We start from the raw sequence: 24,620 nt of genomic DNA, 5'->3' as shown, positions 1-24,620 counted from the left end.
GATCCGCCGTCGGCAATACCTCCGGTGACGCCCGCTCTGGGCGGGCACAGAGATCCACGGTCATGACTGGTGAAATTACCGATGTGCGGGAGCCGTTCGAGATGCAGGCTATTGCCAGGGCCGCGGAAGCGGCTTACCGTGTCGTCCGTTGATCGGACCGTTGAGTCCGTCTAGTGGACCCACGGAATGGGAGAGAGCATGGATCGACGGAACTTCCTGACCGGGGCGGCCGCGGTCGTCGGCGGCACCGTGGCCTTCACGCCGCTCCGCGCTCCCGCGGCGAACGCCGACGCCGCCTCGTCCCGCCTCGCCCTGCCCGTCCCGCCGCAGCCGACCGCCTTCGGCGCCACCGGCCGCGACTTCCCCAAGGTCTGCGGGAACCTCGGCAACCAGAACCACTCCACGCTCGGCCGGATCGACCGCGGCAACGTCCGGCGCCTCGGCGGCGCCTGGCACGTCAACCTCGAAGGCGGGAGCACGTCGGGGCGCTCCCAGCAGAGCACGATCGTCGCCCAGGACGGCGTGCTGTACGTGCAGAGCGGCCAGCAGAACGTCTTCGCCGTCGACGGCCGCACCGGCGAGGTCAAGTGGAAGACCAACGTCGGCTCGCAGCAGACGAACATGCGCGGCGTCGGGCTGGGGCAGGGGCTGGTCTTCACCACGTCCGGTTCCAACATCGTCTACGCGCTCGACCAGAAGACCGGCGCCGTCGTGTGGCAGCGCGAGCTGCTCGTCGCCGGCGAGGGCGACCCGAACTGCGATCCGCAGGAAGGGCAGTGCGGCGGCAACCGCGGCGGCCTCGCCGGCGCCATCGTCTACTTCGACGGCCTCATCTACGTCGGCACCGAGGGCAGCACCGCCGGCGCCCGCGGCCGCGCCTACGCCCTCGACGCCCGCACCGGCGAGATCGCCTGGACGTTCTGGGGCCCGCCCGGCCCCGGCGAGTTCGGAAACGACACCTGGGAGGGCGACACCTGGAAGACCGGCGGCGCCGTCTGCTGGATCCACCCGGCGATCGACCCCGAGCTCGGCCTCGTCTACTGGACGTTCGGCAACCCGTACCCCCGCACCAACGGCTCCACCCGCGGCGGGACGAACCTGTTCGCCAACTGCCTGGTCGCGATCGACGCCAAGACCGGGAAGCGGCGCTGGCACTTCCAGTCCGTCCACCACGACATCTGGGACTTCGACAACGTCATGGCGCCGGTGCTGATCGACCTGAAGATCGGCCACCGCACGCGCAAGGTCGTCGTGTACGGCAGCAAGGTCGGGATGTTCTACATCCTGGACCGCGAGACCGGCAAGGGCGTGCACGGCATCACCGAGCGCCCCGTCCCGCAGGAGCCGCGGCAGAAGACCTGGCCGACGCAGCCGTTCCCGGGCGGCGAGCCGTTCGTCCACCAGGCGCCGAGCTTCCACGACACCACCCGGCCCGTCCCGTACTACCCGACCGGCGAGATCTTCACGCCGTTCTGGGACGACGCGACCATCCTGTTCCCCGGGGCCGGCGGCGGCGCGGACTGGTCGTACATGTCGTTCAGCCCGCACACCGGGTTCGTCTACGTCGGGTACGGGCTCATCAACTCCTCCTACTCCAACACCAACGGCGGCCGCGTCAACACCGCCCGGCCGCTCGGCGAGTACTTCTCCGGCGGCATCGTCGCCGTGGACCCGCGCACCAACAAGCCCGTGTGGCGCAAGGAGGGCGAGTGGTCCCTCGCCCACGGCAACGGCATCCTCACCACCGCCGGGCGCGTCATGTTCCAGGGCGGCCCGGACGGCGTGCTCCACGCGATGGACGACACCACCGGCCGCGACCTGTGGAGCTGGCAGTGCGGCGCCGGCGTCCACACCAGCCCGGTCAGCTACGAGATCGACGGCGAGCAGTACATCGCGGTCTTCGCCGGCGGCAGCGGGCTGCCCTACCCCGACATCCCCAAGGGCGACCACCTGTGGGCGTTCAAGCTGAACGGCAAGGTCGGCCCGGCGCCCGCGCCGACGCCGCCGTCCAAGCGCAACCAGATCCGCACCGCGCCCGTCGCCGGAGCGGACGCGAACAACACCGTCACGCTCGGCCGGATCTGGGACTCCGCCGCCGGCGCGCCCGGCGGCGCGGAGAACACCGTCGCGCAGAACGCGATGTCCCCGCAGCACATGACCGTTCCCGTGGGCACCGAGGTCACCTTCGTCAACCCGGCCGGGAACGAGCACTCGCACGGCGCCGCGTCGTTCTTCGAGCACGTGTTCAACTCGGGGCGGCTGAAGCCCGGCGAGTCGTACAAGCACACCTTCGCCGAGCGCGGCGAGTACTTCTACAACGACCCGGTCTTCCCGCAGAGCACCGGGAAGATCGTCGTCCAGTGACCCCCGGGCCGGCGGGCCCGGGCCGCACAGATCCCCCCACGGAAGGGAAGTACCAGAGATGACCCAGCACATCCCCGACGCCGAGACCGCGAACGCCGACGTCCACGACGCCCAGGCGCAGGGCGCCGCCGCCCGGCGGGCGGACTCCTGGTCCACGCCCGACTACCGGATCGTGGAGACCTCCCTGGAGGTCACGGCCTACTTCGGCGTCGAGATCTGATCGCCGGCCGATGAGGGTGCGCGTTCTCGGCACCGCCGCGGGCGGCGGCGTCCCCCAGTGGAACTGCGTGTGCCACGGGTGCGCCGCCGCCCGCGCGCACCCGTCGTGGCGCCGCCGGCACGCCTCGATCGCGATCGAGGCGTCCCCGGGACGCTGGTACGTGGTCAACGCGACGCCGGACATCGCGGAGCAGATCGAGGCGACCGCGGACCTGCGTCCCGGCCCGGAGCGGCGCCGCACCCCGGTCGCGGGCGCGGTGCTGACCGACGCCGAACTCGACCACACGCTCGGGCTGCCGCGGCTGCGGGAGGCGGCGGGCCTGCGCGTCGTCGCGACCGCCACCGTCCGCGACGCGCTGGCGGGCGGCCTCCGGCTGGACCGCGTCCTCGCCCCGTACACCACGCTGACCTGGACGGAGCTCCCCGAGGACGGGGCCGTCCCGCTCGACGGCACCGGGAGCCTGGAGATCGCGGCCGTCCGGGTCTCGGGCAAGCGCCCCCGCTACGCGGCCGGCCTCGACCTGCCGGACGGGGCCTGGTCCGTGGCGCTGCACGTCACCGACCGGCGCGCCGGCACCAGCCTCGTCTACGCGCCGGCGCTCGCCGGGTGGCCGCCCGCGCTCGGCCGGGCCCTGTCCGCCGCGGACTGCGTCATCGTCGACGGGACGTTCTGGGACGACGCCGAGCCGCGCCGCTCCGGGTTCACCGAGCGGACCGCCACCGAGATGGGCCACCTGCCGATCACCGGCCCGGACGGCACGGCCGAGCGGCTCGCGGCGCTGCCCGCGGCGCGGCGCCTCTACACGCATCTCAACAACACCAACCCCCTCGTCGACCCCGGTCACGACGGCCACCGCGCCCTCGCCGGAATGGGGATCGAGGTCGCATCGGAAGGCCAGGTGATCGACCTGTGAGCACGACGACGGACGCCCCGCGCCGTCCCGCCCGCCCGCTGCCCTGGACGCCCGGGGAGGTGGAGCACCGGCTCCGCCGGATCGCCGCCGAGCGCTACCACCACCGGCACCCGTTCAACCTGCGGATGCACGACGGGCTGCTGACGCCGGAGGAGCTGCGCTGCTGGGTGCTGAACCGCTTCCACTACCAGCGGCACATCCCGATCAAGGACGCGCTCATCCTCGCCAAGCTCGACAGCCGGGAGCTGCGCCGCGCCTGGATCCGGCGCATCCACGACCACGACGGCCGCGACGGCCGCGACGGCGACGCCGGCGGTCCGGGGGACGCGGGCGGCATCGAGCGGTGGCTGCACCTCGGCGAGGCCGCCGGCCTGGACCGGGTGCTGCTGCTCTCCGGCGAGGGCGTCCTGCCCGGCGTGCGGTTCGCGGTCGAGGGCTACGTGAACTTCTGCCGCCTCGCCACGCCCCTCGAAGCGGTCGCATCGTCGCTCACCGAGCTCTTCGCGCCGGACCTGATGGTCACGAGGATCGGGGCCTGGGAGCGGCACTACCCCTGGATCGAGCCGGAAGGGCTGCGCTACTTCCAGGTCCGCGTGGCGCAGGGCCGCCGGGACGCCGACGAGGCCCTCGCGCTGGTGCACCGGTGGGCCGAGACGCGCGCCGACCAGGAACGCGTGCTGGCCGCGTTCGCCTTCAAATGCGACGTGCTCTGGTCGCTGCTGGACGCCGTCGAGCACGCCACGGCCACGGGGAGCGCGGATGCAGGCTGAACACGCTTCGATGACGACGGCGGCCACGAGCGGGACGCGGCCCGCGCTCGCCCGCTCCGTCCTGCTCCGCTACGACCGCGTCCGCCGCGCCGAGCTGCTGCTGATGCCCGAGCGGGCCGTCCTGCTCAGCCCGGAGGCCGGCCGCATCCTGCGGCTCTGCGACGGGCACCGCACCGTCGCCGGCATCATCGCCGCGCTCGCCGCCGACCACCCGGACGCCCCGCTCGACCGGGACGTGCCCGAGTTCATCGAGAGGGTCCGCGCGGAAGGGTGGCTGCGATGACCGAGCCCGCCGCGCCGTGGGCGCTGCTCGCCGAACTGACCCACGCGTGCCCGCTGCACTGCCCCTACTGCTCCAACCCGCTCGAACTCGTCCGGCGGCGCGCCGAACTGGCGGCGGACGAGTGGGCGCGGGTCCTCGCGGAGGCCGCCGACCTCGGCGTCGTCCAGGCGCACATCTCCGGAGGCGAGCCGCTGCTGCGCCCCGACCTCGAACGGATCGTGGCGGCGGCGCACCGCGCCGGCGTCTACACCCAGCTCGTCACCAGCGGCCTCGGCCTCACCGCCGCGCGGCTGGACGCGCTGGTCGATGCCGGCATCGACAGCGTGCAGCTGTCGGTCCAGGACGCGGACCCGGCGAACTCCGACCTCATCGCCGGGCGCGCCTCCTACGCGGCGAAGGAGCGCGCCGCGGGCGTCATCCGGGCGGCCGGGCTCCCCTTCGGGCTCAACGTCGTCCTGCACCGGCACAACCTCGACCGCCTGCCGCAGATCATCGAGATGGGCGAGCGCTGGGGAGCCGACCGCGTCGAACTGGCCAACGCGCAGTTCTACGGCTGGGCCCTCCGCAACAGGGACGTCCTGCTCCCCACCGCGGAACAGCTCGACCGCGCGAAACGGGCAGTGGCCGGCCACCGGGCGAAGTCCCGGCGACCGGAACTGGTGTGGGTCCTTCCCGACTACCACGAGGGCGTGCCGAAACCGTGCATGGGCGGCTGGGGTGCCCGTTCCATCACGGTGGCGCCCGACGGGACGGCGCTGCCGTGCCCCGCCGCCTACGCGATGACCGGCCTGCGCCCGCCGAACGTCCGCGACCGCCCGCTGTCGTGGATCTGGCGGCGGTCCGACGCCTTCAACGCCTACCGCGGCACCGCGTGGATGAGCGGTCCGTGCGGCGAGTGCCCGCGCCGCGAGACCGACTTCGGCGGATGCCGGTGCCAGGCGTTCGCCCTGACCGGCGACGCCTCCCGCACGGACCCGGCCTGCGCCCTGTCGCCCGACCACCACCTCGTCCGCGACCGCGCCGTCCTCGCCGGGCGGGAGGCCGGCGCCGAGCCCGCCGGAGACCCCGCGCCGGACTTCGTCTACCGGCGGCCGGCGAACGCCCGCCGCTAGGAGCCGCCGCGGCCGGGGCCGTTCTGCGAGCGCCCGCCGCGCGCGGGTCGGCCGCGTCCCGCGCCGGTCAGGTAGGCCACGACCATCTCGCCGATCATCTCGCGGTGCCGCTCCCGGTGCTCGGGCGCCGTCATGTCCCGCCCGAACAGCGCGCCGAACGTGTGCTGGTTCGCGATCCGGAAGAAGCAGAACGAGCTGATCATCATGTGCACGTCGATGGCGTCCGCCTCGGCGACGAAGTCGCCGGAGGCGCGGCCGGCGTCGAGGATCTGCGAGATCAGCTCCGCCACCGGGCCGCTGAGGTTCGGCAGCGCCTCCGACTTGCGCAGGTGCTCGGCCTGGTGGATGTTCTCGATGCTGACGAGCTTGATGAAGTCCGGATGCGCCTCGTGGTGGTCGAACGTCAGCTCGGCCAGCGTGCGGATCGCCTCCACCGGCGCCAGGTGCTGGACGTCGATCGTCGACTCCAGCTTGCGCACCTCGCCGTACGCCTTCTCCAGCACCGCGACGTACAGCTTCTCCTTGCCGCCGAAGTAGTAGTAGATCATCCGCTTGGTGGTGCGCATGAGCGCCGCCATGTCGTCCACCCGGGCGCCGGCGTACCCGTGCCGCGCGAACTCCCGCTGCGCGACCTCCAGGATCTCCGCGCGGGTGCGGTCGGCGTCGCGCTGGCGCTCTCCCGAGGCGGATGTGACGGAGTGCGACGGCATGTGACTCCAGGAGAGGGGTGCGGACGAGGACACATCTTATGGTGCTGCGGGCGCCCGCTCCGCTCGCTGACCACGAGTGGTCCCGGGGCGGTGCCCGCCGGGGGCTAGCCCGCGCGGCGGCGCGGCCGGGCGTGCTGCGCGGCGAGCCGGACGGGCGCGTTGACGGCGCCGTAGCCCCGGTAGCCGCCGATCCGCTGGACGATCTCGAAGAAAACGCGGCCGGTCGTCTCGGTGTAGAAGTGCAGGAACTCGCCGTGCTCGTCCCGGTCGTACAGCAGGCCCAGCTCGCGGAGCAGCCGGTGCCTTTCCGCGCCGAGGTCGTGGCGGGCCTCGAGGTCGTCGTAGTAGTTCTCCGGTATCGCGAGCATCGGGCCGCCCGACGCGCGGAACCGGCGCGCGGTCGCCACGATGTCGCCGCTGGCGAACGCGATGTGCTGCCACGCCAGGTCGTGCGACCCGTCGTGCGCGCCGACGTGCGCGACGTTGAGCGCGACCCGCACCGCGCCGTCCTCGGTGGACACCGCCCGGCTGCGCATCAGCCCGTACGGGTCCGGCAGTTCGAGGCTCTCGTGGGGGCGGAGGCCCAGGACGCTCCGGTAGAACAGCGACGCCTCGTCGAAGTGGTGCCACGGCTGGGTGAGCGCCACGTGGTCGATGTGGGTGATCCCGCCGGTGGCCGCGGCGGGGCTCCGCCGGCCGGCGGAGAAGTCGTCGGTCCAGCTCGGATGGTCGGGACGCGCCGTCCGGCAGAAGAACACCTCGGTCCCGTCCGGTGCGGCGACGGCGTCCAGCGGGGCGTCGTGGGGTCCCCGCATCCGTGGCAGGACGGGGGAGAGCAGCGCCTCGGCGCGCTTGACCGACGCGGCCGGGTCCGGCGACTCCAGGCCGATCGCGCCGAGCGCCGGGCCGTCCGGGCTCTCCGCGCTCCCGCTGTTCACCAGCACGCGGGCGGCGCCCTGCTCCCAGAGCTCGACCGGCTTGCCGGAGTGCACGCCGGTGCGGACGAACCCGAGGGCCTCCAGCAGGTCCCCGAGCGGCCCGGCGGACGGGGCCGCGAGCTCGGCGAACGCGAAGCCGCTCGGCACGACCGGACGGGGCGGCGACGTCAGCCCCGCCACCGGGCCGCCGGCGCGCAGGCCGACCTGCTCCTCCAGCGCGATGAGGGAGCGCATGGCGTCCTGCGCCGTCCGCATGGACGCCGCCTGCCGGAAGATGTCGTTGAACACCTCCAGCGACAGGGGCCCGTCGTAGCCCGTCCGCAGGACGTGCGCGACGAGACCCGCCACGTCCATGTCGCCCTGGCCCGGGAAGCACCGGTAGTGGCGGCTCCAATAGAGGACGTCCATCGGGAGCGAGGGAGCGTCGGCGAGCTGCAGGAAGAAGATCTTGTCGCCGGGGATGGCGCGGATGGCGTACGGGTCGACGTCCCGGGCCGAGATGTGGAAGCTGTCCAGGCACAGTCCGAGGGCGGGGTGGTCGGCCATGCGGACGATGCGCCAGGCGTGCGCGTAGTCGCTGACGTGCCGTCCCCACGCGAGCGCCTCGTAGGCGATCCTGATCCCGTGCTCCGCCGCGCGCTCCGCGAGTAGCCGCAGCTGCTCGGCGGCGAGGACGTCGTCGTCGATCGCGGCCGGGGAGACGTTCGAGCACACCAGCATCTGCCGCGCGCCGAGCCGCTCCATCACCGCGAACTTGTGCTCCGCGCGGCGCAAGCCCCCGGCGAGCAGGTCCGGAGGCACCGCCTCGAAGTCGCGGAACGGCTGGTACAGCTCGACGGCCAGGCCGAGGTCCGCCGCCCGGTCCCGGACGTCCTCGGGGCTCAGGTCGCTGACGAGCAGGTCGTTCTCGAAGATCTCCACGCCGTCGAAGCCGGCGCCGCCGATCGCGGTGAGCTTGTCCGCCAGCGAGCCGCTGAGCGATACGGTCGCGATTGACCTGCGCATGGCGCGATACGCCCCCTCTTTATGGACGAACTAGTACGTTAGCGTAGCAAGGGCGCCGCGCCGGCGCCCCCCTCACGAGGAGCCGCGTTCCCGGCGGAGCCGCCCCCACGGCTTGTACACGGCGAGGACCGTGGCGAACGCGAGCGTGGAGAGCGACACCGCCGGCGGGAAGAAGAGCGTTTTCACCTTGTCGCTGGACGGCGTCCCGACCAGGAGCCGTTCCCCGTAGTCCGCGACCGCGTCCATGCCCGGCTGGAGCACGACGAGAATGAGGACGCAGAGAAGCAGGTTGAGCGTGAGCTTGACCGCCACCCACCAGTAGCGCACCAGCCCCCACTTGCCGCCCAGGCCGAGCAGCAGGCCCGTCACGAGGCAGAGCAGCCCGGACAGCAGCATCGGCACCGCCGCGAACTCCGCCAGCGCCCGGTACGCCAGGCTCCGCACCTCCACGTCGGAGGCGAACCAGCCGGTCAGCACCAGCACCGCGACGATCACGTCGATGCCGAACCACGCGCCGGCCGACAGCAGGTGGACGACCAGCGTGGCGCGCCGCCACCGCCGGGAGAGCCGCCACGCCCGCGCCGTCCGCCGCCCAGGCCGCTCGCCGGTCACGGCGGCCGGCTTCTCGGCCGTACCGCCGGGGTCGTGCCGGGGCTCCTGCCCTCGATCGCGGGTCGGACGCACGGTCATGATCGGCTCCTTCGGGACGGACCGGGGCCGCCCGAGCGCGGCGGGTGTCCGGTGGCGATGACCGCCAGGATCCAGGCCGGACGTCCGCCGGGCATCGGCCCGGCGGCGACACCCGGCCTACGCCCCGCGCGGTACGGATCGCGCCGCGGCATGCGCCCTTGACCTTCGAGCCGGGTCGAAGGTCTACCGTCCGGGTGTGCGGACGATGCGGATCTCCCAGCTCGCCGAGCGCTCCGGCGTCCCGGCCACCACCCTGCGGTTCTACGAGACCGCCGGCCTGCTGCGGGCCGATCGGTCCGCGGCCGGGTACCGGCTCTACGGCGAGGAGGCGGTGGAGCGCCTGGCGTTCATCGGCGCCGCCAAGGACCTCGGCCTGCGGCTGGAGGAGGTGTCGGAGCTGCTCCCGGTGTGGGAGTCCGGGGCGTGCGCGGAGGTGAAGGCCGATCTCCGCCCGCGCATCGCGCGGCACGCGTCCGAGGCCCGTGCGCGCGCCGCCGAGCTGGCGGCGTTCATCGGCGTCCTGCACCGGGCGCTGGAGCGGCTGGACGGGCTGCCGGACCGGGCGGGCCCCTGTGACGACGAGTGCGGGTTCCCGTCCGCGGGCTCGCCGGTCTCCCCGGCGTCACCGCTCGTCCATGACGCTTCTGCTGGAGGCGGGAGCGAACGGTGGCGGACCGCTCCGGTCGCCTGCTCGCTGAAGGGGGACGCTCTCGGCGAGCGGACCGAGCAGTGGCGGCGGCTGGTCGGTGACGGCGCTGGCCGCCGGATCGAGGACGGCGTACGGCTCACCGTGCCCGCCGACCGCGCCACCGGCATCATGGCGCTCGCCGCCGCCGAGCAGCGGTGCTGCCCGTTCTTCGACTTCCGGCTGCATCTCGACGGCCCGGTGCTGCACCTGGAGGTACGCGCCCCCGATGAGGGCGCCGAACTGCTTACCGAACTGTTCGGCCCGGGAGGCTGACCCGTCGGCCGGAGGCGCGCGACCTCATCGGCGTTCCGGCCGGTGCGGAGGCCCCGGCGGATCAGCGCGAGGCGTGATCGGGACCGGCGGGGCGTATCGTCCGGCAGAGCAGCGAGGCTCCGGCGGCCAGGGCCAGCAGGGTCCCGGCGAAGGCACCCCAGCCGGGCGGCGTGCCGAGCAGCGCGTGGCGCGCCCCGTCCGGGATCTGCTCGGTGATCACGAACACGGCCATCGCCACGACGAACCAGCCGAAGACGCGGCGGAGCCGGTCCGGCTCGACGCGCCCGGTGAGCCGCGAGCCGGCGAGGCTGCCGGCCACCGCGACGCCGGTCACCGCGAGGGTGAGGCGCCAGTCGAGCTGGACGCTCTGCAGGTGCCCGGCCAGGCCCGCGAACGAGTTGGCCGAGATGACCAGCAGCGAGGTGCCGACGGCGGCGGGCAGGGCCAGCCCGCCCAGCAGGACGAGCGCGGGCACGATCAGGAACCCGCCGCCCGCGCCGATCAGGCCGGTGACCAGCCCGACCACGGCGCCGTTCAGCAGGGTCCGGGCCGCCGGCCGGGGAGGCGGGGCGTGGCCCGGGGCGGCCCCGGGACGGGCGCGCGAGCCCCCGCACAGCATCGCGAACGCGGTCATCGCCATCATCACGCCGAAGCCCGCCAGCAGCACGCCCGCGGGGAGGAACGCCGCGAGCCGTCCGCCCAGGTAGGCGCCCGCCATGCCCGCGGCGCCGAACAGCAGGCCGGTGCGCCATCGCACCCGTCCCGCGCGCGCGTGCGGGAGCACGCTGACCGCGCTGGTCACGCCGACGACGAACAGGGACATGGCGATGGCACGCTCCGGGGCGGCGCCCGCCAGATACACCAGGACCGGGACGGTCAGGATCGACCCGCCGCCTCCCAGCAGGCCCAGGGTGAGGCCGACGGCGACCGCGGCGGCGAGAGTGAGAGCGAGGGTCATCCGGGACCCCCGTCCCGGACGAGGCGCTCGATGGCGTCGGTGCCGCACGCGGGCCCCCGGTTGAACGGCAGGCGCGCCAGCAGCATCCCCATCGCGCAGGTGTCGGTCAGCGCGGCGACGGTCAGCCCCGCGCCGATCGCGGCGGCCAGCCAGCGCAGGGCGGGCACGGCGAGGCCGCCGACGACCCCGACGAGGACGAGCGACCCGGCGACGAGGCGCACCTGGCGTTCGAGGTCCCAGGCGGCGCGGCCGCGGTTCACCGGGGCGCCCGACGCCTCCCAGGCGGTGATGCCGCCGTCGAGGACGTGCACGCCGGTCAGCCCGGCCTCGGCCAGGGCGCGTTCGGCCTGCGCCGCGCGGGCGCCGCTGCGGCAGACCAGCACGGTCTCGCCGAGCCGGCGGCCGAGCTCGTCCCGGTGCTCGCGCAGCAGGTCGAGCGGGACGTTGTACGAGCCGGGGATGTGCACGGACGCGAACTCGGCGGGCGTGCGCACGTCCAGCAGCCGCGGCGGATCGGGCTGGGCCAGGCGCTCGCGGAGCGTCGCGGCGTCGAGCCGGGCAGGGGACAGGGGCATCGGAGGTTCTCCTCGGTGTCAGGCGGCCGCGACGATCGGAAGGCCGGTGAGGGAGTCGGTGCGGTACTCGTCGTCGATCGCCACGACCCGGCGGCCGGCGGCGGCCAGGATCGACGCGGCGATGGACGCCCGGTAGCCGCTCTGGCAGTGCACCCAGACCTCGCCCGTCGGGACGTCGTCCAGGCGCCGGAGCAGGTCGTGCAGCGGGACGTGCACCGCGCCGTCGATCCGGGACCCGGACCACTCCTGGTCGCGGCGGACGTCCAGGACCACGACCGGGCGGTGGTGGCGGACGGACGCCAGATCGGCGAACGTCGCCGTCGGCAGCGTGCTCGGGTCGCCGGACGACCAGTCCTCCGGGCCGCCCGTGGCGGCCGCGGCGGGCCGGTCGATGCCGATGCGGACCAGCTCCCGCTGCGCGGTCGCGACGTCCTCGGCCGTCGCGCCCAGCAGGGTCACCGGCGTCCCCCAGGGGATCAGCCAGCCGAGGTAGGTGGCGAAGGCGCCGTCGAGCCCGAAGTTGAGCGCGCCCGCCGCGTGCCCGGCCGCGAAGGCCGTGCGGCTGCGCAGGTCCACCACCCATTCGCCGGCGTCGATCCGGTCGCGGATCTCCGCGGCGTCCGCGCGGTGCGGCTCGGACAGGTCCGGGGCGTCCGGGCCGGCGGTGTTCGCCGGGTCCATGTGGGCGTAATAGGCCGGGTAGGCGTCGAGCCCGGCGAGCAGCGTCTCGACGTACTCGCGCTCCTCCAGGGTCAGCACCGGGTTCGCGCCCTTCTCCCGCCCGATGGTGGACGCGGTGGCCTGCGACTGCGTGGAGGAGCAGAAGCTGCCGAACCCGTGCGTCGGGAAGATCTCCGCGTCCTCGGGGAGCTCGTCCGCCAGCCGGTGGGCGGACCCGTACTGGGCGTGGACGAGCGCGTCGGTGTGCTCCGGCCCGAGCAGGTCGGGCCTGCCGGTCGAGCCGTACAGCAGTGACCCGCCGGTGAAGACGGCGGGGGCGCGTCCGGGCGCCTCCAGCACGTACGACAGGTGGGTGAAGGTGTGGCCGGGCGTCGCGATCGCGCGGACGCGCATGTCCTCGCCGATCTCGACGACGTCGCCGTCCCCCACCGGGTGGCGGTCGAACGCGACGGGGTCCTCGGCGTTGACGTGGTAGGCGGCCCCGGTCGCCCGCGCGAGCGCGAGCCCGCCGGTCACGTAGTCGTTGTGGATGTGGGTCTCGAAGACGTCCGTGACGGTGACGCCCCGCTCGCCCGCCAGGTCCAGGACCCGGTCGATGTCGCGCTGCGGGTCCACGACGAACGCGACCCGCCCGTCCGTGACCAGGTAGCCGCGGTCGCCCAGGGTCGGCGTGTCAATGGAGACGATCTCGATCAACGTGGCCCTCCTCCGATGCGGGATACCCCAGGGGGTATCTTTCGGCCCAGGTTAGCCCCTGGCCGGCGCCCCTGGCAAATACCCCCTGGGGTATCGAAGGTCACAGTGGGACCGCAGGTGGAGGCGGCTTTCCCGGTGCCGGAGGCGGTCGGGGCGGATACCCTGGGGGGTAACCAGGAGGGGGACGCATGGAGCTCGAACGGGATTCACTGGCCGACGTCATCGTGCGGTTGAAGCGCGCCCAGGGGCAGCTCGGCGGCGTGATCCAGATGATCGAGAACGAGCGCGACTGCAAGGACGTGATCACGCAGCTCGCCGCCGTCTCCCGGGCGCTGAACCGGGCCGGATTCAAGATCATCGCCACGGGCCTGGAGCAGTGCCTCGCCCAGGGCGACGACCCGGCCCAGGCCGCGGTGGACCGGGCTCAGCTGGAGAAGCTCTTCCTCACCCTCGCCTGACCGCCCTGGAGTTTCCGGGCCGACCGGGCCGACCGGGCCGTCAGGGGTGTCAGGGGCGCAGGACGCCGAGTTCGCGGCCCTGCTCGCGCAGCCCGTCCCGGGCGGACGGGTGCGCGACGTTGTCGATGATCTGCTCGGCCTGCGACGCGGCGTCGTTGCCCCAGACGGTGGCCGTGCCCTGCTCGCTGACGATGTAGCTGTGCTGGAACGAGGTCACCGGCCCGGCCAGCCGCGCGATGACCGTGGAGACGTCCGCGCGGGGATGCCAGGACGGCAGGGCGATGACGGCGCGCCCGCTGGGGGAGTGCAGCGCCCCGACGACGAAGTCGGTCTGCCCGCCGAAGCCGGAGTAGATCGCCCCGCGCACGCGGCTGGCGTTGGCCTGGGCGAACAGGTCCACCTGGAGCGCGGAGTTCACCGCGACCATGCGCGGCCTGCGGGCGATGAGGCTCGGGTCGTTGGTCTTCTCGGTGCGCAGCATCCGGATCCGGTCGTTGCGGTCGGCCCAGTCGTAGAGCTCCCGGCCGCCGAAGGCGAACGAGGCGGTGATCGGGGTCCCGGTGTCGAGCGCGCCGGCCTTCTCCAGCGCCAGCACGCCGTCGCTGAACATCTCCGACCAGACGCCGAGGCCCCGGCGGTCCAGGAGGGACGCGAGCACCGCGTCCGGGACCGCGCCGATGCCGAGCTGCAGCGTGGCGTGCTCGGGGACGAGCCGCGCGACCCGCTCGCCGATCAGGTGGGCGGCCTCGCCGGGCGGCCGCGGCACCGGCGTCGCGAGCGGCTCGTCGGCCTCGATCGCGTAGTCGATCTCGTCCTCCGCCAGGACGGCGTCGCCGAAGGTGTAGGGCATCCGCGGGTTGAGCTGGGCGATGACCAGGCCGCCGCGGGCCCGCGCGGCCTCGATGGCCGCCGGGAGGATGTTGACCTCGATGCCCAGGGAGACGGTCCCGGCGGACGGCGTCGAGGTCTGCACGATCACCACCTCCGGCGGCAGCGACTCCTTGAGCAGGTTCGGGACCAGCGACAGCCGCGACGGGAAGTACCGCAGGTTCGCCCGGCCGCGCATCCCGGCCCCGACGAACGGCGTCTCGAGGTCGACCCCCTCGCGGTCGGGAAGGTCGCCCTGCGCGTTGAGCATGAACAGCCGGTACTCGCCCATCGCCGCGTCCGCGATCTCCAGAGCGCGCCGCGGCGCGGCGAAGTTGCCGCCCGCCACGATCCTCGGACGCCCCGGCAGCCCGGCCAGGACGCGGGCGAGGTGCTGCTCGGAGATGACGCGCATGGGGATGCCTTTCCCTGGGCGGCGGGGGCCGCTCCCACCCCATCATGGCCCGTCCGGGACATGATCTCCGGGTCCGGGTGCTCCGTCCGTTACAGCCGCCTCAGGGGGGAGATGTGTGGGGAATGGACGGACTGGACAGGGCTCAACGACCGCACGTCCTGCTGGGCTACGACGCCACCGAGGGCACCGAGGCCGCCCTGCGGTGGGCGGTCGACGAGGCGCGCCTGCGCGGGCTGGACCTGGTGCTGTGCCATTGCTGGCACTGGCCGTACGCCGCGGACCACGTGGACGACGACGTCGAAGCGATCATCAAGCGGGCGGGGGAGAAGCTCCTCGAGCGCGGGGAGGCGCGGGCGGCCGAGCTCGGCGCCCCGGGCGCCGTCGGCGGGCGGCTGAGGGCCGGGCCGGTGGCGGACGCGCTGCTGCACGAGGCCGGGGACGCGGAACTGATCGTGATCGGCTCCCGGGAGCGGCACCAGCTGCCGGTCGGGTCGACCGCGGTGCAGCTGCCGGCGCGGGCGCGCCGTCCCGTGGTGGCGGTCCGCCACTACGGCCGTGCCCACGGCCTCGTCGTCGCCGGCGTGGACGGGTCCGCGGGCGGTGACGCCGCGCTGGGCTTCGCCATGGAGGAGGCCGCGTCGCGCGAATGGGGCCTGCGGGTCGTGTTCGGGGTCTGGGAGCCGTGGGCGGTCGACGAGGCGGAGCTGGCCCTGTTCGCCGACAAGGAGCGGCTCGCCCAGGTCAGGGCCGTGACGCTGGAGAGGGCCGTCGCGCCCTGGCGGCACCGCTACCCGAAGGTCGACCTCCGGGCCTCGGTGGTCATGGACCGCCCCCGCGAGGCCCTGCTGGAGGCGGCGGAGGACGCCGATCTGCTGGTGGTCGGGGACCGCGGCGCCGGCGGTCTCGGCCCGCTGCTCCTCGGCGCGACCAGCTCGGCGATGCTCCAGCACGCCCCCTGCGCGGTCGCCATCGTCCCGTCCGCCGCCTGACCCCCGCGCGCCCGACCCCGACCCCGACCGCCCGCACCCGCTCGGTGCCGGAGGGCGTGCGGCCCCGCCGCCGGGCGCCACCGGGTCCCGCCGTTGCGGGGTCGGGGATACTGGGGGCGTGGGCGACGATTTCCGGCCGGGCGAGGACCGTGCCCGGCTGCTCCTGCCGCAGTTGCAGCTGGACGATCTCTTGGCGGAACTTCAGACGCGGCTGGAGGCGGCGCGGTCGACCCGTGACCGGGTGCACGCCCTGCTGGAGGCCGTCGTCTCCATCGGCGGCGAGCTGGACCTGGAGACGGTGCTCCAGCGGATCATCCACGCCGCGACCACGCTGGTCGACGCGCGCTACGGTGCGCTGGGAGTGATCGGCGAGGAGGGGGAGCGGCTCGTCCAGTTCGTCACCGTGGGCGTCGGCGACGAGGAGATCGCCCGGATCGGGCACTGGCCGGACGGCAAGGGCATCCTCGGGCTGCTGATCAAGGAGCCGCGCCCGCTGCGGCTGCCGGACCTGAGCGACCACCCCGAGTCGTACGGGTTCCCGGCGAACCATCCGCCGATGCGGACGTTCCTCGGCGTGCCCATCCGGGTCCGCGACGAGGTGTTCGGCAACCTCTACCTGACCGAGAAGGCCGGCGGCGGGGAGTTCGAGGAAGAGGACGAGATCGTGGTGACCGCGCTGGCCACGGCCGCCGGCGTCGCGATCGAGAACGCCCGGCTGTACGAGGAGGGGCGGCGCCGCGAGCGGTGGCTGGAGGCGTCGGCCGAGATCTCCACGACGCTGCTGTCCGGCATCGACCCCCACGAGGTCACCTCGCTGGTCGCCGAGCGCGCCCGCCAGATCGCCGACGCCGGGCTGGCGAACGTGGCGCTGGCCGAGGACGACGGCCGCGCGTTCATGGTGGAGGCCGCCGACGGCACCGGCGCCGACCGCCTGCGCGGGCTGCGCGTGCCGCTGGACCACCCGGTGGCCGGGACGGTGTTCCGGGAGGGCGTCGCCGTGCGGCTGCCCGACGGCGCGGAGGCGGCGCGGCAGGCGGGCGCGCCGGCCGAGGTCCCGGTCGGGCCGGTGCTGGTGGTGCCGCTGGGCGTGGGCTCGTCGGCCCGGGGCGTCCTCGCGGTGGTCAACCCGCCGGGCGGGCCGGTGTTCTCCGAGGGGACGCAGCGGCTGCTGGAGGCGTTCGCCGGGCAGGCGGCGGTGGCGCTGGAGCTGGCGGACCGGCGCCGGGACGCCGAACGGCTCGCGCTGCTGGAGGACCGCGACCGCATCGCCAAGGACCTGCACGACACCGTCATCCAGCGGCTGTTCGCCACCGCGATGACGCTGATGGCCGCGATCAAGATCACGCAGCGGCCGGAGGTGGGGGCCCGGATCCAGCGCGCCGTCGACGACCTCGACGACACGATCCGGCAGATCCGCTCGTCGATCTTCGCGCTGCAGGCGACCGGCAACGAGGAGTCGCTGCGCGGCCGCGTGCACGCCGTGGTCGACGCCGCCGCCGAGCACCTCGGGTTCGCGCCGTCGGTGCGGGTGGACGGCCTGCTCGACACGGAGGTCGACGACGAGACCGGCGAGCACCTGCTCGCGGTGCTGCAGGAGGCACTGTCGAACGTCGCGCGGCACGCCCGCGCGGGGCAGGTCGCCGTGGCCGTGGACGTCGGCGACGAGCTGACCCTGCGGGTGGAGGACGACGGGGTCGGCATTCCCGAGGACGGCCGCCGCAGCGGCCTGCGCAACATGCACGAGCGCGCCGAGAAGCAGGGCGGCTCGTTCGGTACCCGGCCCGGGCCGGCCGGCGGCACCGTCCTCGTCTGGCGCGTCCCGCTGCGGGACTCCTGACCGGCGGCCCCTCGACGTCCAGGGCCGCCCGTCCGGCCGGCGGCCGATGGCGTGCCGCTAGGGGCCGATGCCGTGCCGGTCAGGGGCCGATGCTGTGCCGGTCGAGCCCGGCCAAGGCGGCGTCCCAGCGCTCGTCCCGGAGCCGGTCGCAGCGGCGCCGGACCAGCGTGTACAGGCCGCCGAACGTCAGCCCCACCGCCGACAGCGCACCGAGCTCGTAGGCGGCGGTGTCGCTGATGGTCCGCGCGTGCGTCCGGGGCGGGTCGTCCCTGACCCCTTGGGGACCGGCCCAGACGTGCAGGCGCGAGCCCACGGCGGCGGCCCGCCAGGTCAGGTAGCCGGCCGTGCGCCGCGCCCCGGTCGCGTCGGTCCAGGTGACCGTCACCTGGCGCCCCGACACCTGCTCCTCGGCCGCCGTGACGGTGGCCTCGACCCTCCGGAGCGTCGCGGCCTCCCGATGCTCGGTCCGGACGCCGGCGCCGTAGACGTCCTGGCCGACGCGGACCGACACCAGGGCGGCGACCACCGCGCATCCGGCCAGGAGGACCAGCCCGATCAGCCACTGGGCGCGGTCCACATCGCGCCGGAGCTCGTTCCGGTCGAATCCGCAGCAGCGCCGCAGGCGATTCAGCCGCTCCCCGATACCGCCGGTTCCCATGGCGTCCTCCAGCCGTTCTCCCTGCCAGCAGGTTAGGAACCCGGCCGAGCCTCCGGAAGGGCCGGAAGGCCCTTGTCAGGAAACTCCCTGCAAAGCGGCGGGCGGCGGTCCCTCAGCGGCGCAGGACGAAGGTGGTCATCCGGACGCCGGGGCGGCCGTGCAGGTCGGGGCGATCCGCCCGGTGGACGAGGCGCAGGCCGACGCTCTCGGCCAGCGCGATCGTCTCCTCCGCCGGAACGTCGAACATCCGGCGCCCCGGCGGGACGGGGCCGTGCCGGACCACCAGCACGACCGTGGCGTCCGGCGCGAGCAGCTCGGCGAGGCGCTTGACGCCGTGCGCGCGTTCCGAGGCGTCCAGGTGCATCCAGACGGCGCTGAGGAGCACCAGGTCGAACTCCTCGCCGCGCTCGCGCAGCGCGGGCAGGTCGGGCAGCCGGTCGTCCACCCACTCGATCGGCCGGCCGGCGTGCAGGCGCCGCCCGTGCGCCCGCATCTCGGCGACGGGTTCGGCCGCGACCACCCGGTGCCCGAGGCCGGCGAGCGCGGCGGCGTCGCGGCCCGTCCCGGCGCCGATGTCGAGGACGCGCGCGGGCGGGGCCGGCAGGAACGGCAGCGCCTCCTCGTGGACGTCGGCGAACGCCACGCTCTCGTACTGCTCCGCCAGCGCGTCCGCCGCCTCGGCGTAGCCGGCGGTGCCGTCCGCCAGGCCGAGCAGCCGGGGAAGGTCGCGCATGTCGTCGAAGACGACCGTGCCCGGCCCTTCGAGCCATTCCGCCGGGGTCAGGCCGCCCGCGTACCCGAGGACGCGCATGCCGGCGGCGCGGGCCGCCTGCACGCCGTAGCGGCTGTCCTCCACCACGACGCAGCGGGCGGGGTCGACGCCCATCTCCCGGGCGGCGAACAGGAACAGGTCGGGGGCGGGCTTGCCCTGCGCGACCTGCGTCGCGCTGAAGATCCGGCCCTCGAAGCGGGCGTGCAGGCCCGTCCGGCCGAGCGTGTGGCGCATCTTCTCGTGGCTGCCGCTGGACGCCACGCAGGTCGGCAGGGTGATGGCCGCCAGCGCCTCGGCGATGCCGTCGACCGGCGCCAGCTCCGCGTCCACCGCCTCCCCGTGCAGCCGCTCGAACCGGCGGCCCGCCTCGGCGGTCAGCTCCGGCCCGAGCCGCGCCTCGATCAGCTCGTTGATCGACGCGGTCGACCGGCCCACGAACCGCTCGGTCACCTCCGCCTCGCTCAGCGGCCAGCCCAGCGCGGTCAGCACCGCCGAGTGGGTGCGCACCGCGATGGGCTCGCTGTCGACCAGCACGCCGTCGCAGTCGAAGATCACCAGTTCGATCGAATCAGTCACGAGGCACTTATACATGCATAACCGGCATGAGCGCGTTCGTCATGGAGTGTCGCGGCTGCGGATCTCCTCCGCCGTCGACCGAAAGATCCCGCGAGGCGGCGCCCGGTCAGTAGGGTGTGATCATTCCGGCGAGGCGGCGCCGGTTCGGCCGAACAAGGAGATCTGAGCCGTGGTCGTCACCTTCAACACGACCGGCCTGCAGCGCGTCGACGAGACGACCTGGGTGCATCCGGGAACCGGCGACTGGATCACCCAGAACGTCACGAACTCGCAGCTGGGGGAGCCGGCCTGGCTGGAGGACGTCCCCGCCATGCGCCGCAACCTGGCCGCCGGATACGCGCAGATGGGCTGCCTCATCGAGGCCGAGCCGGTGGTCCTCGGCGGTGTCCGCGGCGTCTGCCAGGTGGTGAAGGCGCCGATCCCGAACGCGCCCAGCGGTCAGGTGTTCATGGCGAACATCTTCCTGGCCAAGGCCGACCGCTACGTGATGTTCGGCTGCTCCGCCGCGGAGAGGGGCGTCACCGGGATGCGCGAGGCGACGATCATGGCGACGCTCGGCGTCGGGCTGGACGGCTGGCTGCTCCCGCATCCCTACGCCCCCGAGGTGAAGGGCGCGCTGCCGTTCCACCGCGGCGACGACCCGGCATGGGACGCGCAGTTCCCCGACCATCCGCTGTCGCGGGTGCGGGCGTGGGTGCGCTGGGCGACGGCCACGGCGACGGTCGACCCCGGCTTCGCGGCGCTGCCCGAGTTCGTGCCCGGCCGTGCGGCCCCGGGCCCCGGCTCCGCCCGCTGACCGGCCGGCGCGCCGGCCGTGGGCCCGATGCGACCGGGGGACCGGGGACTGGCGGCGGGCGACGCGTGGCGGGTCGGCCAGGTCGTCGACGGGCGCTACGAGGTCCTCCAGGTGCACGAGGGCGGCGCGATGGGCGTCGTGTACCGGGTCCGGCACCTGGAGTGGGCCACCGACCTGGCGGTGAAGTGCCCGCGCGCGGAGCTGTTCGCGAGGGAGGCGCAGCGGGACTGGTTCGTCGCCGAGGCGGAGATCTGGGTGTCGCTGGGCCTTCACCCGAACGTGTGCGGCTGCCATTACGTGCGCGTCCTGGACGGCGTCCCCCGCGTGTTCGCCGAGTACGTGCCCGGCGGCAGCCTGCGCGATTGGATCGATGACCGCCGCCTGTACGGCGGCGGCCGGGACGAGGCGCTCGCCCGGATCCTGGACGTGGCGGTGCAGTTCGCGTGGGGACTGGCGCACGCCCATGACCGCGGGGTCGTGCACCAGGACGTCAAGCCCGCCAACGTGCTGATGGACGGCACCCCGGACGGGGCCGTCGCGAAGGTGACCGACTTCGGGCTGGCGAAGGCGCGGGCCGTGGCCGGACCGGTGGCGGCCGCCCCGACGGCCTCGGACACCCCTCCGGAGGCGAGCATCATGGTGTCCACCAGCGGCTTGACCCCCGCCTATGCCTCGCCGGAGCAGGCGGCGGGGCTGCCCGTGGGGCGGCGCACCGACATCTACAGCTTCGCCGTGTCCGTGCTGGAGATGTTCACCGGCGGGCTCGCCTGGAGGTCGGGGACGGCGGCGGGCGCCGCGCTCGCCGCGTGTCGCGCGGATCCCGCGCCGGGGATCCCCGGACTGCCGCCGGAGCTGGCCGATCTGCTGGACGGGTGCCTGAAGCCGGACCCGGCCGAACGGCCCGCGTCCCTGACCGAGGTCGCCGCCGAACTCGCGGAGATCCACCGGCGGGCGGCCGGGGCGCCCCGCCCGCGTCCCGCCCCGGTCGTCGCCGACCTGCGGGCCGACGAGCTCAGCAACCGCGGCGTGTCCCTGCTCGACCTCGGGCGCCCGGCCGAAGCCGGCGAGGCGTTCGCCGCGGCGCTGGCCGCCGACCCGCAGCACCTGAACGCCACCTACAACGCCGGCCTGCTCCGCTGGCGGCGCGGAGAGTGCACCGACGAGGACCTCGTCTCGGCCCTCGACTCGACGGTCTCCGGTGGCGCCGACCCGGACGGCGCCCACCGCCTGCTGGCGCAGGTGCACCGCGAACGCGGCGACCACGACCGGGCGGACGCGATGCTCGGCCGCGACGGGGCCGCCCGGTCCCGGCCGTCGAACGGCACGCGCCGCATCCCCTGGTACTCCTACCAGGAGCGCGTCGAGACGTTCGACGGCATGCGGATCCCGAGGCAGCCCCCGACGATGGGCGTCCGGTTCACCGGCGACGGGCGGCGCGCGGTCGTCGCCTGCGACGGCGTGCTGCGCGTGTGGGACGTCGGCGACGGCCGCTGCCTGACGGAGCTGACGGCTCCCGGCGTCGAGTTCACCCTCGGCATCAGCGGCGACGGCCGCTCCGCGATCACGGCCGGTCCGGACGCCGTGCACTTCTGGGACCTGGCCGGGGGACGCCGCCTGCGGGCGATCGGCGCACCGGACGGCTGGAACCGGGCCCTGTGGTCGTCGTCGGTGTGCCTCTCCGCCGACGGGCGGACCGCCGCGTCGGCCGCCTACGACGGGACCGTCCTCGTATGGGACTTCCCCGGCGGCGGGCTCCGGCTCGCGATCGACGGGCACCAGGGCAGGGCGGTCACGGCGCTCGACGCCGAAGGGCGGCTCGTCCTCACCGCCGGCCGCGCGGACGGCACGGCGCGGCTCTGGGACGTCGCGACGGGCCGCTGCGTCCGCGTCCTGGACGCCCGCGTCCGCGACGGCTTCAAGGCCGTCGACGAGGTCTGCCTCAGCGCCGACGGGAGCCGCGCGGCGCTCGCCGCGGGCGGGAGGGTCCGCCTCTGGGACCTCCGCACGGGGGACGTCCGCACCCTGCCCGGGCACGCCCGGATCGTCCGCTCGCTGTCGATGTCCGACGGATTCCTGATCTCCGTGGGCGCGGACGACACCGTCCGGCTCTGGACGCTCGACGGAGGGCAGTGCCTGCGCACCTACCGGGGCGACGGCCCGGTGCGGGCGGCTCATCTCGTCCCGGACACGGGAGTGCTGCTGTCGGCCTGGCGGTCCGGCCTGCGCTGGTGGACGGTGCCCCCGCGGTACACCGCGCCCTTCCAGCTGAGCAGGCCGCGGGAGCACGCCGAGCTGAGCGGGCTCGACGCCGCGGTGGCGGACCTGATGGACCGGGCCCGCGAGGCGGACCCGCGGACGGCCCTGTCCCTGCTCGCCGAGGCCAGGTCCGTCCCCGGACACGAGCGGGACCCGCGGCTGCTCGAAGCGTGGCGGGCCCTGGGCCGCTCCGCGACAAGGACCGGGCTCCGCTCCGCATGGCCGGCCGGGGTCTTCGAGTCCGGCGCCGCGCCCGTCTCGGTGGACCCGCACCCGGACGGCCGGACCGCCGTGGCCGGAGGGCAGGACGGCACCGTCCGGCTCTGGGACGTGGAGAACGGGACCCGCCTGCGAACGTTCGCGAAGCACCCGAGCGCCGTCAACGCCGTCGCCGTGAGCCGCGACGGCGCGCGGGCCGCGGCCGTGAGCCGCGACGGAACCGTCTCCGCATGGGCGCTGCCGACTGGCGAGCGCGTCGAGACGATCGAGCGCCTGGGCCCGCTGGGCGCCGGCGCCGCCGGGTTCGACCAGGACGCGCGGCGCGCCGTCGTGGCCGGCGCGGACGCGGTGATCCGGATCTGGAACCTCGACACCGGCGCGTGCGAGCGGGAACTGCCGGGCCACACCGGGAGGATCACCGCGCTCCACACCGCACCGGAACTGATCGCGTCCGCCGGAGCGGACGGGACGGTGCGGCTGTGGAACCCCGAGACCGGCGAGTGCCTGCGCGTTCTGCACGGCCACACCAACTGGGTGATGTCGGCCTGCGTGAGCCCGGACGGCCGCCGCGTCCTCTCCGCCGGCGGGTACACCGACCGCACGATCCGCCTGTGGGACACCGCGACCGGTGAGTGCCTGCGGGTCTTCGGCGACGAGCCCGACAACCCCCGGGGCGTCGACTCGGTGCCGAAGGTCCGGTCCAAGCGCGTCCGGTTCACCCCGGACGGCCGGTTCGCCGTCTCCGGCGGATCCGACGCCGCCGTGCGGATCTGGGACCTCGGCGGCGGACGCTGCCTGCGCGTCCTCGAAGGCCACACCGGGGCGGTGAACGCCGTCGCCATCAGCGCCGACGCCCGCTTCGCGCTCTCCGCGAGCACGGACGGAACCCTGCGACGCTGGGAACTCGACTGGAACCTCCACACCCCCTGAAACCGGAGCCCGCCCTGACGAAGCCGCGTCGCCTCGTCGGCTGATCCGGGTGTCGGGGGTGAGGGCAAGGGGCGGTCAAGGGTGGGCGCTGCGCGTTCCAGGATCAAGGTTCCGGCGGAGGCATCGGGAGTGTCGCGGGAAGGGGGCCGATGGACGGAGACATCTCGTGACCAGGGGAAAGCGGTATGACGGAACCCGGTGCTCCTCGTGAGGGCGACGCCCGGTTGCAGGGGCGGACGGTCGTGGTGATCGGCGGAAGCTCGGGCATCGGGCGGGAGACGGCTCGCCTGGCACGCGCCGAGGGCGCCGATGTCGTGCTGGTGGGGCGCGATCCCGGGCGGCTGCGGGAGGCGGCGGCGGACGTCGGCGCGGCGAGCACCGAGGCGTTCGACGCGACGGACCCCGAACGCCTCCAGCGGTTCTTCGAAGGCGTGCCGGGACGGATCGACCATGTGATGGTGACGGCCGGGAGCAACTACTACACGCGCCTGGCCGACGTGGACTTCGCGCAGGCGCAGCGGCAGGTCGAGGAGCATCTGTGGCTGCCGATCCGGATCGCGCGGGCGGCGGCGGGGCGGATGCCGGCCGGAGGGTCGCTGGTGTTCATGGGCGGGACCGGTGCGCGGCGTCCCGGCCTGGGGCTGGTGGTGTCGTCGCCGCTGACGGTGGCGCTGCCCGCGCTCGTCGCCGTGCTGGCGCTGGAGCTGGCGCCGGTCCGGGCCAACCTGATCGCGGCCGGTTTCGTGGACACGGCGCTGTCGGCGCGGCTGCTGGGTGACCAGCTGGAGCAGCGGCGCGAGCAGCTGCGCGGCTCGCTGCCGATCGGGCGCGTCGTCCAGCCGGACGACGTCGCGGCGCTCGCGGTGCACCTGATGGCCAACACCGCGGTGACCGGCGCGACCTTCGACGTCGACGGCGGCCAGCAGTTCGCCTCGGGCGCGTGACCGGCGCGTTCCCCGATGGGAGGAGAT

General features: G+C 74.5%; 22 protein-coding genes. 13 read left to right on the top strand and 9 right to left on the bottom strand.

Annotation, left to right across the window (positions count from 1 at the left end; all coding sequences use genetic code 11):
• The first annotated feature begins 198 nt into the window (after positions 1–198).
• Genes ABT299_RS01395 through pqqE form a run of 6 tightly spaced genes read left to right on the top strand, consistent with a single transcriptional unit; the run spans position 199 to position 5,662 of the window.
• The gene (locus tag ABT299_RS01395) at positions 199–2,364 is read left to right on the top strand and encodes an outer membrane protein assembly factor BamB family protein (protein WP_500249381.1); all 2,166 of its coding nucleotides are present in this window, start codon (positions 199–201) and stop codon (positions 2,362–2,364) included.
• A gap of 58 nt (positions 2,365–2,422) precedes the next feature.
• On the top strand, positions 2,423–2,584 hold the full coding sequence (pqqA, locus tag ABT299_RS01390) for a pyrroloquinoline quinone precursor peptide PqqA (RefSeq protein WP_190851526.1): 162 nt from the start codon (positions 2,423–2,425) through the stop codon (positions 2,582–2,584).
• 10 nt (positions 2,585–2,594) lie between these two features.
• Complete coding sequence (gene pqqB, locus ABT299_RS01385) at positions 2,595–3,497, top strand: pyrroloquinoline quinone biosynthesis protein PqqB (RefSeq protein WP_500249380.1); 903 nt, start codon at positions 2,595–2,597, stop codon at positions 3,495–3,497.
• Positions 3,494–4,267 carry a pyrroloquinoline-quinone synthase PqqC gene (gene pqqC / locus ABT299_RS01380; RefSeq protein ID WP_500249379.1) on the top strand — a complete coding sequence of 258 codons (774 nt, stop codon included), beginning with the start codon at positions 3,494–3,496 and terminating at the stop codon, positions 4,265–4,267. Before pqqB ends, pqqC begins: the two co-directional genes overlap by 4 nt.
• Positions 4,257–4,550 carry a pyrroloquinoline quinone biosynthesis peptide chaperone PqqD gene (pqqD, locus tag ABT299_RS01375; RefSeq protein WP_500249378.1) on the top strand — a complete coding sequence of 98 codons (294 nt, stop codon included), beginning with the start codon at positions 4,257–4,259 and terminating at the stop codon, positions 4,548–4,550. The genes pqqC and pqqD overlap by 11 nt, the downstream gene beginning before the upstream one ends.
• Positions 4,547–5,662: a pyrroloquinoline quinone biosynthesis protein PqqE gene (pqqE, locus tag ABT299_RS01370; RefSeq protein ID WP_500249377.1), complete on the top strand. Its 1,116-nt coding sequence runs from the start codon at positions 4,547–4,549 to the stop codon at positions 5,660–5,662. Before pqqD ends, pqqE begins: the two co-directional genes overlap by 4 nt.
• Here the strand turns inward: pqqE and ABT299_RS01365 are convergent.
• The 3 genes from ABT299_RS01365 to ABT299_RS01355 form a co-directional block, all read right to left on the bottom strand.
• Positions 5,659–6,372 carry a TetR/AcrR family transcriptional regulator gene (locus ABT299_RS01365; RefSeq protein ID WP_190851535.1) on the bottom strand — a complete coding sequence of 238 codons (714 nt, stop codon included), beginning with the start codon at positions 6,370–6,372 and terminating at the stop codon, positions 5,659–5,661. The two genes, pqqE and ABT299_RS01365, sit on opposite strands and share 4 nt — an antisense overlap.
• Before the next feature lie 104 nt (positions 6,373–6,476).
• Positions 6,477–8,315: a bifunctional sugar phosphate isomerase/epimerase/4-hydroxyphenylpyruvate dioxygenase family protein gene (locus tag ABT299_RS01360; RefSeq protein ID WP_500249376.1), complete on the bottom strand. Its 1,839-nt coding sequence runs from the start codon at positions 8,313–8,315 to the stop codon at positions 6,477–6,479.
• Positions 8,316–8,387: 72 nt separating this feature from the next.
• Positions 8,388–9,005 (bottom strand): hypothetical protein, encoded by a 618-nt coding sequence (locus tag ABT299_RS01355; protein WP_500249375.1) that lies wholly within the window; start codon positions 9,003–9,005, stop codon positions 8,388–8,390.
• A gap of 205 nt (positions 9,006–9,210) precedes the next feature.
• On the opposite strand from ABT299_RS01355, the gene ABT299_RS01350 reads away from it, so the two are divergent.
• Positions 9,211–9,966: a MerR family transcriptional regulator gene (locus tag ABT299_RS01350; protein ID WP_500249413.1), complete on the top strand. Its 756-nt coding sequence runs from the start codon at positions 9,211–9,213 to the stop codon at positions 9,964–9,966.
• A gap of 61 nt (positions 9,967–10,027) precedes the next feature.
• Here ABT299_RS01350 and ABT299_RS01345 read toward each other — a convergent pair whose 3' ends face one another.
• Genes ABT299_RS01345 through ABT299_RS01335 form a run of 3 tightly spaced genes read right to left on the bottom strand, consistent with a single transcriptional unit; the run spans position 10,028 to position 12,876 of the window.
• Positions 10,028–10,924 (bottom strand): sulfite exporter TauE/SafE family protein, encoded by an 897-nt coding sequence (locus ABT299_RS01345; RefSeq protein ID WP_500249374.1) that lies wholly within the window; start codon positions 10,922–10,924, stop codon positions 10,028–10,030.
• On the bottom strand, positions 10,921–11,499 hold the full coding sequence (locus tag ABT299_RS01340; RefSeq protein ID WP_190851543.1) for a rhodanese-like domain-containing protein: 579 nt from the start codon (positions 11,497–11,499) through the stop codon (positions 10,921–10,923). Before ABT299_RS01340 ends, ABT299_RS01345 begins: the two co-directional genes overlap by 4 nt.
• A gap of 18 nt (positions 11,500–11,517) precedes the next feature.
• Positions 11,518–12,876 carry an MBL fold metallo-hydrolase gene (locus ABT299_RS01335; RefSeq protein ID WP_387019953.1) on the bottom strand — a complete coding sequence of 453 codons (1,359 nt, stop codon included), beginning with the start codon at positions 12,874–12,876 and terminating at the stop codon, positions 11,518–11,520.
• 188 nt (positions 12,877–13,064) lie between these two features.
• On the opposite strand from ABT299_RS01335, the gene ABT299_RS01330 reads away from it, so the two are divergent.
• The gene (locus tag ABT299_RS01330; protein ID WP_190851549.1) at positions 13,065–13,334 is read left to right on the top strand and encodes a metal-sensitive transcriptional regulator; all 270 of its coding nucleotides are present in this window, start codon (positions 13,065–13,067) and stop codon (positions 13,332–13,334) included.
• Between the two features lie 49 nt (positions 13,335–13,383).
• Here ABT299_RS01330 and ABT299_RS01325 read toward each other — a convergent pair whose 3' ends face one another.
• A complete protein-coding gene (locus ABT299_RS01325; protein ID WP_500249373.1) occupies positions 13,384–14,616 on the bottom strand; it encodes an acetyl-CoA hydrolase/transferase family protein in 1,233 nt (410 codons plus the stop codon).
• Between the two features lie 122 nt (positions 14,617–14,738).
• Here ABT299_RS01325 and ABT299_RS01320 point away from each other — a divergent pair, with 122 nt between their 5' ends.
• Complete coding sequence (locus ABT299_RS01320; protein WP_190851555.1) at positions 14,739–15,605, top strand: universal stress protein; 867 nt, start codon at positions 14,739–14,741, stop codon at positions 15,603–15,605.
• 118 nt (positions 15,606–15,723) lie between these two features.
• Positions 15,724–17,442: a sensor histidine kinase gene (locus ABT299_RS01315; protein WP_500249372.1), complete on the top strand. Its 1,719-nt coding sequence runs from the start codon at positions 15,724–15,726 to the stop codon at positions 17,440–17,442.
• Between the two features lie 79 nt (positions 17,443–17,521).
• On the opposite strand, the gene ABT299_RS01310 is transcribed toward ABT299_RS01315, so the two are convergent.
• Positions 17,522–18,100, bottom strand: coding sequence for an Rv1733c family protein (locus ABT299_RS01310; RefSeq protein ID WP_387019960.1), 579 nt, complete (start codon positions 18,098–18,100; stop codon positions 17,522–17,524).
• A 112-nt stretch (positions 18,101–18,212) separates the two neighbouring features.
• The gene (locus tag ABT299_RS01305; protein ID WP_500249371.1) at positions 18,213–19,448 is read right to left on the bottom strand and encodes an HAD-IA family hydrolase; all 1,236 of its coding nucleotides are present in this window, start codon (positions 19,446–19,448) and stop codon (positions 18,213–18,215) included.
• A 169-nt stretch (positions 19,449–19,617) separates the two neighbouring features.
• Here ABT299_RS01305 and ABT299_RS01300 point away from each other — a divergent pair, with 169 nt between their 5' ends.
• From ABT299_RS01300 to ABT299_RS01290, 3 genes are all read left to right on the top strand, one after another.
• A complete protein-coding gene (locus tag ABT299_RS01300) occupies positions 19,618–20,244 on the top strand; it encodes a hypothetical protein (RefSeq protein WP_190851565.1) in 627 nt (208 codons plus the stop codon).
• A 27-nt stretch (positions 20,245–20,271) separates the two neighbouring features.
• Complete coding sequence (locus ABT299_RS01295) at positions 20,272–23,649, top strand: WD40 repeat domain-containing serine/threonine protein kinase (RefSeq protein WP_500249370.1); 3,378 nt, start codon at positions 20,272–20,274, stop codon at positions 23,647–23,649.
• 185 nt (positions 23,650–23,834) lie between these two features.
• The gene (locus tag ABT299_RS01290) at positions 23,835–24,593 is read left to right on the top strand and encodes an SDR family oxidoreductase (protein ID WP_190851571.1); all 759 of its coding nucleotides are present in this window, start codon (positions 23,835–23,837) and stop codon (positions 24,591–24,593) included.
• Positions 24,594–24,620 lie beyond the last annotated feature (27 nt).

The sequence above is a fragment of the Spirillospora sp. NPDC000708 genome (genome assembly GCF_040299565.1).
Classification (GTDB): domain Bacteria; phylum Actinomycetota; class Actinomycetes; order Streptosporangiales; family Streptosporangiaceae; genus Spirillospora.
The sequence above is the reverse complement of the archived record's forward strand: the minus strand, read 5'-3'. Positions and strand labels throughout refer to the sequence as shown.

What these genes read in the sequence shown, in the direction of transcription:
- ABT299_RS01395 (WP_500249381.1), top strand. Translation starts at nt 199, where the DNA reads ATGGATCGACGGAACTTCCTGACCGGGGCGGCCGCGGTCGTCGGCGGC.
- pqqA (WP_190851526.1), top strand. Translation starts at nt 2,423, where the DNA reads ATGACCCAGCACATCCCCGACGCCGAGACCGCGAACGCCGACGTCCAC.
- pqqB (WP_500249380.1), top strand. Translation starts at nt 2,595, where the DNA reads ATGAGGGTGCGCGTTCTCGGCACCGCCGCGGGCGGCGGCGTCCCCCAG.
- pqqD (WP_500249378.1), top strand. Translation starts at nt 4,257, where the DNA reads ATGCAGGCTGAACACGCTTCGATGACGACGGCGGCCACGAGCGGGACG.
- pqqE (WP_500249377.1), top strand. Translation starts at nt 4,547, where the DNA reads ATGACCGAGCCCGCCGCGCCGTGGGCGCTGCTCGCCGAACTGACCCAC.
- ABT299_RS01365 (WP_190851535.1), bottom strand. Translation starts at nt 6,372, where the DNA reads ATGCCGTCGCACTCCGTCACATCCGCCTCGGGAGAGCGCCAGCGCGAC.
- ABT299_RS01360 (WP_500249376.1), bottom strand. Translation starts at nt 8,315, where the DNA reads ATGCGCAGGTCAATCGCGACCGTATCGCTCAGCGGCTCGCTGGCGGAC.
- ABT299_RS01355 (WP_500249375.1), bottom strand. Translation starts at nt 9,005, where the DNA reads ATGACCGTGCGTCCGACCCGCGATCGAGGGCAGGAGCCCCGGCACGAC.
- ABT299_RS01350 (WP_500249413.1), top strand. Translation starts at nt 9,211, where the DNA reads ATGCGGATCTCCCAGCTCGCCGAGCGCTCCGGCGTCCCGGCCACCACC.
- ABT299_RS01345 (WP_500249374.1), bottom strand. Translation starts at nt 10,924, where the DNA reads ATGACCCTCGCTCTCACTCTCGCCGCCGCGGTCGCCGTCGGCCTCACC.
- ABT299_RS01340 (WP_190851543.1), bottom strand. Translation starts at nt 11,499, where the DNA reads ATGCCCCTGTCCCCTGCCCGGCTCGACGCCGCGACGCTCCGCGAGCGC.
- ABT299_RS01330 (WP_190851549.1), top strand. Translation starts at nt 13,065, where the DNA reads ATGGAGCTCGAACGGGATTCACTGGCCGACGTCATCGTGCGGTTGAAG.
- ABT299_RS01325 (WP_500249373.1), bottom strand. Translation starts at nt 14,616, where the DNA reads ATGCGCGTCATCTCCGAGCAGCACCTCGCCCGCGTCCTGGCCGGGCTG.
- ABT299_RS01320 (WP_190851555.1), top strand. Translation starts at nt 14,739, where the DNA reads ATGGACGGACTGGACAGGGCTCAACGACCGCACGTCCTGCTGGGCTAC.
- ABT299_RS01310 (WP_387019960.1), bottom strand. Translation starts at nt 18,100, where the DNA reads ATGGGAACCGGCGGTATCGGGGAGCGGCTGAATCGCCTGCGGCGCTGC.
- ABT299_RS01295 (WP_500249370.1), top strand. Translation starts at nt 20,272, where the DNA reads ATGCGACCGGGGGACCGGGGACTGGCGGCGGGCGACGCGTGGCGGGTC.
- ABT299_RS01290 (WP_190851571.1), top strand. Translation starts at nt 23,835, where the DNA reads ATGACGGAACCCGGTGCTCCTCGTGAGGGCGACGCCCGGTTGCAGGGG.